Origin of the sequence: Hydrogenophaga sp., assembly GCF_019264445.1 — a bacterium.
In the GTDB taxonomy this organism is placed as follows: Bacteria; Pseudomonadota; Gammaproteobacteria; order Burkholderiales; family Burkholderiaceae_C; genus Hydrogenophaga.
In genome coordinates this window covers 88,542-100,280 of record NZ_JAHVAB010000084.1, presented here as the reverse complement: position 1 = coordinate 100,280, position 11,739 = coordinate 88,542, and the positions used below count along the sequence as shown (strand labels likewise).

6 protein-coding genes are annotated in these 11,739 nt (G+C 62.0%); 4 read left to right on the top strand and 2 right to left on the bottom strand.

Going from position 1 to position 11,739, the window contains the following annotated elements; all coding sequences use genetic code 11:
- The first annotated feature begins 74 nt into the window (after positions 1 to 74).
- Positions 75 to 575, top strand: coding sequence for a PA14 domain-containing protein (locus KXJ60_RS20130; RefSeq protein ID WP_291131882.1), 501 nt, complete (start codon positions 75 to 77; stop codon positions 573 to 575).
- A 16-nt stretch (positions 576 to 591) separates the two neighbouring features.
- Here KXJ60_RS20130 and KXJ60_RS20125 read toward each other — a convergent pair whose 3' ends face one another.
- Together KXJ60_RS20125 and KXJ60_RS20120 are read right to left on the bottom strand one after the other, a co-directional pair.
- On the bottom strand, positions 592 to 1,359 hold the full coding sequence (locus KXJ60_RS20125) for a DUF1996 domain-containing protein (RefSeq protein WP_291131880.1): 768 nt from the start codon (positions 1,357 to 1,359) through the stop codon (positions 592 to 594).
- 973 nt (positions 1,360 to 2,332) lie between these two features.
- Positions 2,333 to 3,073, bottom strand: coding sequence for a WecB/TagA/CpsF family glycosyltransferase (locus KXJ60_RS20120; RefSeq protein WP_291131878.1), 741 nt, complete (start codon positions 3,071 to 3,073; stop codon positions 2,333 to 2,335).
- Positions 3,074 to 3,288: 215 nt separating this feature from the next.
- On the opposite strand from KXJ60_RS20120, the gene KXJ60_RS20115 reads away from it, so the two are divergent.
- The 3 genes from KXJ60_RS20115 (at position 3,289) to KXJ60_RS20105 (ending at position 11,715) form a co-directional block, all read left to right on the top strand.
- Positions 3,289 to 4,203, top strand: coding sequence for an AAA family ATPase (locus tag KXJ60_RS20115; RefSeq protein ID WP_291131876.1), 915 nt, complete (start codon positions 3,289 to 3,291; stop codon positions 4,201 to 4,203).
- Between the two features lie 88 nt (positions 4,204 to 4,291).
- Positions 4,292 to 10,732, top strand: a complete 6,441-nt coding sequence (locus tag KXJ60_RS20110) for a type I polyketide synthase (protein ID WP_291131874.1) — start codon at positions 4,292 to 4,294, stop codon at positions 10,730 to 10,732.
- A complete protein-coding gene (locus tag KXJ60_RS20105) occupies positions 10,729 to 11,715 on the top strand; it encodes a glycosyltransferase family 2 protein (RefSeq protein WP_291131873.1) in 987 nt (328 codons plus the stop codon). The genes KXJ60_RS20110 and KXJ60_RS20105 overlap by 4 nt, the downstream gene beginning before the upstream one ends.
- Positions 11,716 to 11,739 lie beyond the last annotated feature (24 nt).

The window sequence follows — 11,739 nt, the reverse complement described above, 5'->3', positions numbered from 1 at the left end:
CCAGTGTGGCAGCACTGCTTGTGTGGCGTCACGTCGGATCAGCGCCAGCCCAACGTGAAGGTGCGGGCGATCGCATGTCTGCAGAGCTGCTTCGCGCCGCCGAGCGCGCAGACATCTGCACGGCGGCCAACGCCGTGGGCACAGGTCTGCGGGCGGAGTATTTCTCGGGAACTGACTTGCGCGGAACCGCGCAGGTGGTTCGCGTCGATGAAGTGGTCGACTTCGACGGGGCCGTTCAATGGCCCGCAGGCACTTCAGCGCCAGCAGCAGCCTCCGTGCGCTGGAGTGGGTGGATCAAGGCGCCTTTGAGTGGCAAGTACCGTTTTCATGCCGATGCTCCGCACATGAGGGTGCTGGTGGCGCGCAAAGTGGTCGCTGGCGAAGGCGCAACCGCCGGCGAGTTGGTCGAGCTTGCTGCAGGCAGGTTCTATCCCGTGGAGGTGGTTGTCAGCCAGTTGCCCACTGCAGACCAGAGGATCCGCCTGGAATGGACCGCGCCACATGGCGCAAGATACGTGGTGCCGAAGGCACTTTTGAATCCGCCAACGGAAACTGTCGCGGCACCCCGGGTTTGACCGGGGTCCAGCAACATCAATAGATCACCCGACCGTCGCCCAGCATGTGCGATCCGCAGTCCATGGCGGGGCGATCGCAATTCCGGACGAATGTGTCCATGATGTCTGCGCGCCAACCGTTGAACCAGTCCCCGTGGGCGGAGTAGCCTCCCGGGAGGTTCGAACCGTAGTTGTCGGAGGACAGGCGCCAGCGCAGAGGTGCGTTGGCCTCGGTCACCGGGTAAACAATGTTGAAGGTGATCTCAGGCAGCGGCACCGGGTGAGATGCAGGGCAACCCCGACCCGCCGTCGGATATGCCATGTGGCTCTTGTGATCGGGCGAATCGAGGTTCACGCCGTCCCAGCATTGTGGGAAGTAGATGTGTTGCCAGACCTCAGAACCCACAGGGCAGTTCGGGATACCGGGGCCCTGCTGCGCAGCAATGTTGTCGCCGTGGCAACTGTAGGCGAATGGACCACTCGAAGTCGTGTTTTTCGCATCGCCTGCAATCATTCGAAGACCTGCAGGCAACACTTGAACAGAGCTTGGCACCACGCCGTAGTAGCCCGTCTTGTAATAGAAATGTGATTCCGAAGGTCTCAGCGGCGTGCCGTCACGCGTGTCGATCATTGATGGCACCCAATACGAGCTGCGGTTCACGATGCCACCGCGACACGTTGAGTTTCCAGAGTTTGCGATCGTTGCGGCGGTTGAATTGCCGGTCACACCCGTGTTACCGAAGAAGGTGTGCAAATGCGAGCGGCCTGGCTGCCCCGGATACACGATCGGGTCGTCGAAAGCCATGTGGCTGTAATCGCAAACCGTCCGGAAAGCGCCCGTGCCATCGCCAGCGCCCGGCCGTTCGCCCGTCGTGCTGACTCTTTCGGCGCTGGCGCCTGCCGTGCTTGCTGGGATCCTGGCGGAATTGACCGTCGGCATCATTGAGGCAGGAGCCGGTGCAGGAGCCGGTGCAGGTGCAGGTGCAGGCGCCGGTGCAGGTGCAGGTGCAGGTGCAGGTGCCGGTGAAGTAGTCGGTGCCGGTGCCGGTGCCGGTGCCGGTGCCGTCACGGGAGTCTTTGCAGGTGCCGTTGTGGGCGTGCGATTTCGAGCACGCTGCGCTTCCTCAAGGTCAGCGGCAGAGTCACCGCCGCCGCCACCACCGCAGGCGGACAGGACGCCGCAAAAAAGAACCGATACAGCGGCCAATTGCGAGCTGCGGGTGCGAAGTTGGGAGAGGTTGGACATGGAAGGTGACCTGCTGGAAACGACTGGGCTTTGATGCGAACTTCGATTAAAGGGGGCGCTGTGAATCGCCATGGGTGAGAGTTTCCAAGGGTCGGTCAGCGTGAATAACGTCACGGCGACGAACGGGATATGCAGCGCTACAAAAGCACTGAGAACCCGCCAAACGGCCTCTCACAAGCTTCGAGCGGTATGCAATACCCGCAACGCTTTTTGAGCCTGAAACACCAGAGACAAACGACACGGTCACACGACATCCACAATGCGAAGGCGCAATTATCGAGGCTCGAAATTCGGTCTCGGTGGCGTTTGTTACAAGTTGCGTGAGCGATGCGGACGAGAGGCGCAATCTGCAGCGCCACGTGGTCCGTGGAAGCGGCCGCCCCTTGCAGGGAGGCTGACGGCGGGCGAGGATCGTCCTGTACAAAAACGCTTAGCAGAAAGCGCGCCGATCAAAATACGATTGTTGCGGCCGCTTACGAATCAGCCGAATTCGACGGCTCACCCTTTTCGGCACCAGGGCCTGCACCGCCCCTCATCGCCCGAGGGTCACACAATCCTTCAGCAAAGCCCAAACGCCACGGGGATAGTGGATGAGATAACGCCGCCAGAGTCGCCCAGGTTCGTTGAAAAGGCGGAACGCCCACTCCAGGCCCGTTTTTTGCATCCACTGAGGTGCTCGGCTGCCTTCTGGCCCGAGAATCTCGAACGTTCCGCCGATGCCGGTCAGCATCAATCGCGGCATTCGTTGGCGAAGCGCAAAAGCCAGTTGATCCTGCTTGGGTACACCCAAGGCAATGAACACCACTTGCACCTCACGAAGGCTCAATTCGCGACAAAACAAGTCAAGCTGCTCCGCGGACATGTCCACGCGACCATCAAACACGTACTTGCAGGCCTCCACCGCCACACGCCCATAGCGCTCAATGGTTTTTAGCGGGCTTTTCCCACCAATCACGGCGTAAGGCGCCACGGCATCACCGCGCAGGATCGCATCCACAAGATCCACACCCGTGGTGCGGCCCGGTATGGGCGTCTTTGGGGACTTGATTCGAGACGCCCATACCAGCGGCATCCCGTCCGCCGTGATGACATCGGCCTTTTTGACCAGATTCCAGTAATCCGGTTCGCGCACGCCCCGAGCCAGCATTTCCGTGTTCAGCGTGAGCAGCCAGGCTCCGTCTGCTCTGAGCGTGGGGTCGGTGAACAGCCTGACGTGGCTGTTCAGGTCGCCCAGCGAGACAGGCACTCCACATATTTCACATACATCGTTCATAAGTACAGTCAATCGAATTCACAGCCGCCGCCCGTTGCGATTTGTGGCGGGATCGTAGTCGATAATGTTTACAGTGGATCGATGGACAGGCGGGGCTGCTTGCTGGACGATCCGCCTCACCGAGCGACCAAACCCCTCGTTTTGCTGCCTCCCGGCCCTTTTGGCGGAACCTATCGATCGCTGCCGAATTTGCGGCATTCACCACCGCACACGACATGTACGAATCCTTCTACGGCTTGAAAGAAAAGCCCTTCTCCATCCAGCCAGACCCCGACTTCCTCTACATGGGAAAGCGCCATTCCCTGGCCTACACCATGTTGCAGTACGCCATTCACAACAGGGCTGGCTTCACCGTCATCTGCGGTGATATCGGGTGCGGCAAGACCACCCTGATCCGCAGGCTGCTCAATGAGCTGGGGAACGATGTCAAGGTCGGGCTGGTGACGAATACCCACCCCGATCTCGCCGACCTCACCGAGTGGATCATGCTGGCCTTCGGTCAACCCTACGAAAGCACATCGCCGGTCGCGCGCTACGACGCCTTTCAACGTTTCCTGATCGCGGAATACAGCAAGAAGAACCGGGTGGTCCTCATCGTTGACGAGGCACAAAACGTCAATCCGGCAGCGATGGAGTCGCTGCGCATGCTTTCCAATATCAACGCTGACAAAGACCAGCTGTTGCAAGTGGTCCTCGTCGGTCAGCCTCAGCTGCGCACGCTGCTCAAACGGCCTGAGCTGCAACAGTTCGCGCAGCGCGTCGCCGCCGATTTCTATATTTCGCCGCTGAATTCGGTGGAAGTCGGTGACTACATTGACCACCGGCTGAAGGTCGCCGGCCGAGAGCGTCAGTTGTTCACGCCTTTGGCCACTTCAAAAATCGCGAAGGCCGCGCAAGGCATCCCGCGAAGCATCAACATCCTCTGCGACACGGCACTCGTTTATGGATTTGCTGCAGAGGCCCGATTGATCGACGTTCATCTGGTCGACGAAGTGCTCAATGACCGCAGTCAGTTCGGTGTGCTGGGTGACACCAACTTCCGCAACAGCCAATCGGGCAACAGCCACTTTGGAAACAGCCACTTTGGCGACAGCTCCTTTTCGACGCCCACGGATCCCCCGAAAGTGTGAATGAACGCACACTGGACAACAAACCAGTGAGCCATAATCGCTCACCCAATGGGGGGTATGAGTGGGTGACCGTGCCTGTGAGAACTGTGTGAACACGCGATCAGACGTATCGAATGACATCGCCATCGTGGGTATGGCCGCTCACCTTCCGGGTGCAGCAAACACAACAGCCTACTGGTCCAACCTGCGCCAAGGCATCGAGTCCATCCGCCAGCTCACGGAGGCGGAGTTGCTGGCCGCTGGCGAAAGCGCGGAGCGCATGCGCCACCGAAACTATGTACCTGCAGCGGCGGTGCTGGACGGTTTCGAACATTTCGATGCGGACTTCTTCGGCTTCAGTCCGAAGGAGGCGGCCATCATGGATCCCCAACACCGCCAGTTTCTGGAAGTGGCATGGGAAGCACTCGAAAGTGCGGGGCATCCACCAGAAAGTTTCTCTGGACCCATCGCGGTTTACGCCGGCTGCGGTATGGGCAGCTATTTCTATTTCAATATCTGCTCAAACCCGGATCTCGTGGCCAATACGGGCATGTTCCTGTTGCGCCACACGGGCAATGACAAGGACTTTCTCTCGACCAGAGTCAGTCACATCTTTGACCTCAAGGGACCCAGCGTCAACATTCAGACCGCTTGTTCCACGTCACTGGTCGCCGTGCATTACGCAAGTCAGGCTTTGCTGAGTGGCGAATGCGACATGGCACTGGCTGGAGGCGTGACGATCGAGCTGCCACACGCCAGGGGCTATATTTTTCAGGAGGGGGAGATCCTCTCGCCGGATGGTCACTGCCATGCCTTCGATCATCGCGCGCAGGGCACCGTGTTTGGCTCGGGAGCGGGCGTCGTGGTGTTGCGCCGGCTTGAAGACGCACTGCGCGATGGCGATCACATCTGGGCAGTCATCAAAGGCACTGCCGTCAACAACGACGGTGCGGCCAAAGCGGGCTACCTAGCGCCCAGCGTGGACGGCCAAGCCAAAGCCATTGCCGAGGCGCAGGCCGTGGCCGGTGTATCGGCCGAGACCATTGACTACGTGGAGTGCCATGGCACGGGCACCTACCTTGGTGATCCGATTGAGGTCGCCGCGCTGACGCAGGCGTTTCGCGAAACGACGAACGAAAACGGCTTCTGCCGCATTGGCTCTGTCAAAACCAACATCGGTCACACCGACACCGCTGCAGGCGTGGCGAGCCTGATCAAGGTCGCACTGGCGCTCAAGCACCAGGAAATCCCCCCGAGCCTGGGGTACGAGCAAGCGAACCCATCCATCGATTTCGAGTCGAGCCCCTTTCAAGTCAACCATGCGCTCAGGCCATGGGTGTCCCATAAAGGAGCTCGTCGTGCTGGTGTGAACTCGCTAGGCGTCGGAGGCACCAACGCGCATGCGGTCCTGGAAGAGGCCCCGGTCGTGGCGCCCTCGGATCCATCAGACTGGCCATTTCAATTGCTGGTCGTCTCCGGGCGCTCGCGCGCCGCACTGGACGCAAACGCCAAGGCGCTCGCCTCGCATTTGCGCTCGCACCCCGAACAGCCGCTCGCCGATGTGGCGTTCACGCTCAAAGCAGGTCGTCGGGCATTTGAGCACCGGCGCGTGCTGGTGGCTGCGACGCACGATGAGGCCGCAACCCTCCTCGAAGGCACAGATACCCGACGGGTGTTCACCCACAGCCACCTGGGCGAGGACCCCGAGGTCATCTTCATGTTCCCGGGCGGGGGCGCGCAGTATGCAGGCATGGCCCGCGAGCTCTATGCCACGGAGCCGGTATTCCAGGACTGGATGGATCGCGGCCTCGACGTCTTGCAGCGCTCGTTGGATTACGACATCCGTTCACTGTGGCTTCCCGAGGCCCATCACCACGCCGATGCGGTGGACAGGCTCAAGCGGCCCTCGGTGCAGTTGCCGCTGATCATGATCGTGGAATACGCACTGGCTCAGCTGTGGATGTCTTGGGGTGTGAAACCGGCTGCGCTGGTGGGCCACTCCATGGGTGAGAACACTGCGGCGTGTCTGGCGGGGGTCATGTCGTTCGAAGACTGCATCGGCCTCGTGTTGTTGCGAGGGCAGTTGTTCGATACCGTGCCCATGGGCGGCATGCTCAGTGTGCCGCTACCTGCGGCAGAGGTGCGCGCCTTGCTCGGCGACGAGCTGGACATGGCCAGCGTGAACGCGCCTGAGCTCTGCGTCGTGTCAGGCCCTCAGCACGCGCTTGATGCGCTGGAGGCGACGCTGCGCGCCCGCGAGATCGAGCCGCAGCGCGTCCAGATCGACATTGCGGCCCATTCGCGGATGCTCGATCCCATTCTGGGTCGATTCGAAGCCTATCTTCGAAGCATTCGCCTGAGCGCGCCGCAGCTGCAGATCATCTCCAACCGCGATGGCAAGCCCCTGAGTGCACAGCAGGCCACCGATCCCCTCTATTGGGTCGGTCATCTGCGCAACACGGTCAATTTTTCGGACTGCCTGGCCACACTGACACAGGCCAACCCGAAACGGGTCTACCTGGAGGTCGGCCCCGGCAAAGCGCTGGGCTCGCTCAGTCAGGCAAACGGGGTTCCCTCATCGCAGGTCATCAACTCCCTGCGACATCCTGAGCACGCCATTGCCGACGACGTCTGGTTCCTCGGCACCTTGGGCAGGCTCTGGGCCAACGGCGTCGCGGTCGACTGGGAGCCGATCTGGGGTGAGGCACGCCGTCATCGCGTCCCACTCCCTACGTATGCGTTCCAGCGCAAGCCCTACTTCATCGAACCCGGCGAAGCACGCCACGCGACGCCAACCGCTGCGCCTCTGATCCGGTCGGACGACATCGGTCAATGGGGTTACCAGCCGCGTTGGCGGCCACGCCAGGCCGATGTGGATTTCGACGTCACCCAGGATCTTGCAAGCACACCGCCGCAAAGCTGGTTGTTCTTCATGGATGAAGCGGGGCTGGCCGAAAGCCTTGTGGCGCGCCTACGAACCGCTGGACACCGCGTCACCTTGGTGCGTGCAGGCGATGTGTTTGCCCGCGTGAGCGAGGATGAGTACCTGCTGGCGCCCGAGCGTGGCCGCGAAGGCTACGACGACCTGATGCGAGATCTCATGGCCACAGGCCGCGTACCGCAGCAGATCGTGCATGGCTGGCTGGTGACGCGCGACGAGCGCTTCCGTCCAGGCAGCAATTTCTTTCAGCGCAACCTTGAGCAGGGTTTCTTCAGCCTCCTGTTCCTGTCGCAAGCGCTTGTCGCGGAAAACCTCCCCAAGCCTTTGCACCTGACGGTGCTGAGCACCGGCGCCGTGCGCGTCAGGGACGAGCCACTGCCTTACCCTGAGAAGGCCACGGTGATGGGTCCTGCGCGCGTTGCGCCCCGAGAGCTGCCTGGTCTCACCTGCACGGTGCTGGACCTCATGTTGCCCGTCGTGGAAAAGGGCTGGCGAGCCAAGCCTCGGCCCGAAGCCATCGAAGCACTGGCGGACCGCGTGCTGGAGGACTTGTTCGCGCAACCTGGCAACCGTGTGGCGGCCCTGCGCGGAGAAAAACGGTTTGAGCTGGGCTTCGCACCTCTTGCGTTGCCTGCCAATCCCGAGCTACAGCAACTCGCGAACGGCACCGTCTGCTTCATCACAGGCGGTCTGGGCGGCATTGGCCTGACGGTGGCGGAACGCCTGGCTCGTGAGAAGCGTGCGCGACTGGTACTGCTCACTCGCCAGCCTTTGCCTGCCACCGAAACATGGGAGGCCCTGCTGCGCAGTGCGGATGGGCACAGCGCACAGGCAATGCGTATCCGTGCGGTGCGTCGGCTCGAAGCTCTGGGCGCCGAGGTGCTCGTGGTGGCGGCCGACGTGTGCAACATCAAGGACATGCAGGCAGCGATAGCCCTCGCCCGCCAGCGTTTTGGCGCCATACACATGGTGGTGCACGCAGCCGGTGTGGTGGACGACGGTCCGCTGTTGACAAAAACATCGGGCGCCGTCGAGGAAGTGTTTGCACCCAAAGTGCATGGCATGCAGATCCTGCACGAGCTCTTTCCCGACGGCAGCATCGACCAGATGGTGTTGTTCTCCTCGACCAGTACCGTCACCGCGCCAGCGGGTCAAGTCGACTACGTGGCCGCCAACGAGTACCTCAACGCCTACGCGCACAGCCGCGCTGGTCACCGCACACGCGTGCAGGCCATCGACTGGGGCATCTGGAACGAAGTCGGCATGGCTGCAAAAGCCATGGCGAGCCGACTGGGTGACGCGGCCCCGGCGCCACGACAACCGCTCAGCAGCCCGCTGCTGGACGAGTCCACCCTGGATGCTGCTGGTCACCGTGTGTTCATGGCGCAATGGCAAACACAGGATCGGTGGATTCTGGACGGCCACCGCACCGCGAGCGGCCAGGCGTTGCTGCCGGGCACCGGCTATCTTGAGTTGTCGGCCCAGGCGTTGCGTGGCAACGGGGAAACAGGCCCCTTCACCATACGCGACCTGTACTTTTTCCGTCCACTTGAAGTCAATGACGGGCAGACCCGCTCCGTGCGGACACGACTTGAACGCAGCGATGAGGGCTATGCCCTGGAAATCCGCAGCGATGTCCTGTTTGAAGGCCGTCAGGGCTTCCAGCTCAACGCGCAGGCGACGCTGGTACCGGGTCCATTGCCCGTCGCACCTGCCCTGGACATCGCTGACATCACAGGCCGATGCCTGCAGCACCGGGAGGAAGACCCCGCAGGTCTCCGTTCTCCCCAGGAAGAACACCTCGATTTCGGGCCACGCTGGCGTGTCCTTCAGTCGGTGGCATACGGCCGCAACGAGGGCGTCGCACGCCTTCAACTGCCGTCTGCATTTCACGCAGACATCGACAAAGAAGGCTACCTGCTCCACCCTGCCCTGCTCGATCTGGCCACAGGCTGGGCGATGCGACTCATTGCAGGCTATGCCCCCGACCACCTCTGGGTGCCGGTCTCGTACCGCGAGGTGCGGGTCCATCGCGCGCTTCCCGCCCACCTGGTGAGCTGGGTGCGCAACGCACAGGACAACCGCGCTGATGCCCCTTTCGCGGTCTTCGATGTAACCCTGTGCGACGCAGAGGGCCAGGTCTGCGTAGAGGTACTCGGCTTCTCCATCAAACGGCTGCAGGAAGGCGGCTTTGCCACCTCCAACACCCGGATTGATGCGCGCGAGCTGGTCTTTGAAGATGCTCGGCGCACCGACACCCACATCAAGCTGTCACCCGCTGAGGAACAGCTGCAGCACAACATCTCGCAGGGCATCCTGCCCAACGAAGGCGCTGATGCCTTCGGGCGGGTGCTGGGCACGGGGCTTTCCCAAGTCGTGGTGTCTTCGATGAAGCTCGAGACGCTCATCCAGCAAGCGGGACAGGCCGTGGCGGAAGAAGCGGGTTCGGGTCAGAAATTCCAGCGTCCCGATCTGGACAGCGACTATGTGGAGCCGCGCAACGACGTGGAGCGCACGCTGGTCGGGTTCTGGGAAGAGTTGCTGGGTGTGAACCAGGTGGGCGTTGAGGACAGCTTCTTTGACCTGGGCGGCCACTCGCTGATCGCTGTGCGGCTGTTTGCGATGGTCAAAAAGGCGTACCGCGTCGAATTCCCGATTTCCGTTTTGTTCGAGGCACCAACGATTGCGTTGTGCGCGGCCATGATTCGCGAGCGCATCGGCGACACCTCCACCGATGGAGAACCTGGCGCTCCCGTGGCAAGCTCGGCCCCCAAACGCCGCTTCACGCATCTGGTGGCGATGCACGATGGCGAAGGAGGCGAACGCACCCCGTTCTTCCTGGTGGCAGGCATGTTCGGCAACGTGCTCAATCTTCGGCACCTCGCGCGCCTGATTGGCGTGGGTCGGCCTTTCTACGGACTGCAGGCGCGTGGCCTGTATGGCGATCAGGCGCCACACGACACCCTGGTGGAAGCCGCAACCGACTACATCGCCGAAATGCGGCAGGTACAACCCAAAGGGCCCTACCTGTTGGGCGGGTTCTCGGGTGGTGGCATTACCGCCTACGAAATCGCGCGCCAGCTGGAAGCTGCGGGCGAGAAAGTGGCACTGCTGGTGATGCTCGACACGCCTTTGCCCGTGCGCCCTTACCTTTCGACGGCAGACAAGCTGCTCATCAAGCTCGTTGAACTGCGCCGCGGCGGCCTGGGTTTCATCAAGCGGTGGGTGCAAGACCGCATCGCATGGGAGCTGGAGCGCAGGCGCGGCGACGCGGCACCAACCGCCAGTGCCCACCAACTGCACAACGCGGAGATCGAATCGGCCTTCCGCGCGGCTTTGCCTGTGTATCCCCTGCAATCCTGGAACGGGCCAGCCGTGCTCTTCCGCCCGCCCCTCGACAAGCACTGGAAGGTGACGCGCGGGCGCTGGGTGAGCGCCGCGCGCGAGTACGTGTTCGAAGACAACGACTGGACACGCCACATGCCGGGCCTGCGCGTCATTGAAGTCCCTGGCGATCACGACTCCATGGTGCTTGAGCCCAATGTGCGAGTGCTCGCAAGCCACATCAAAACCTGCATCCACGAAGCCGAAGCGACGCTGAACCCATGAACAACGGCTCCACCATTCTCACGGTCCTGCTGAACTTCCGCACGGCCGACATGACGCTGCAGGCACTTGAGTCTGCGGTGAGGGAAATGGCGGACATCAGCGGCGCCATCACAGTGGTGGACAACGACTCGGGGGACGGCTCGTACGAGAAGATTCGGGACACGGTGCTCGCTCGCGGATGGGACCGCGTTCGCGTGGTCGCATCGGGCAACAACGGTGGCTTTGGCGCCGGCAACAACGTGGCCATACGGCTTGGACTGCCCGACGGTTCCGCACCCGACTTTGTTTACCTCCTCAACTCCGACGCCTTTCCGGAACCCGGTTCGCTGCGCGTGCTGCTGGATGCCATGCAAATGCACCCGAAGTGTGGCTTCGCAGGTGGCTACACCTTCGGGCAGGACGGCGTCTATCACAACACGGCATTTCGCTTTCCCTCCATCTTCAGCGAGTTCGAGTCTGCGGCTCGCACCGGTCCTGTTTCCCGTCTGCTGCGCCGCCACATCGTCGCGATCCCTGAACCCAGCGACTCCATGGATGTGGACTGGCTGGCCGGCGCGAGCCTCCTGATCCGCCGCCAGACGCTCGACGACATCGGCCTGTTTGACGAGAAGTTCTTCCTCTACTTCGAAGAAACCGATCTCTGCCTGCGTGCGCAGCGCGCAGGATGGCATTGCCGATATGTCAAAGAGAGCCGGATCATGCACATTGGCTCGGTATCCACGGGCATGAAGTCGTGGAAGCGCATGCCGGGGTACTGGTTTGACTCCCGGCTCTGGTACTACACCAAGAACCATGGCGCCCTGTACGCGGGCCTGGCCACCCTGGCCTACCTGGCCGGCTCGATGCTGTTGATGCTGCGTCAGGCTCTCGGCACCAAGCGCGCCCATGGCCCCGAGCGTTTTCTGAGCGACCTCGTCTCTCACGCAGTGCGCTGCCTCTGGCAGCGCAAGCTCGTGGGTGGTCGACCCACCAAGTCGGCCTGAGTCTTTCCCCGTTTTCGGAGCGAT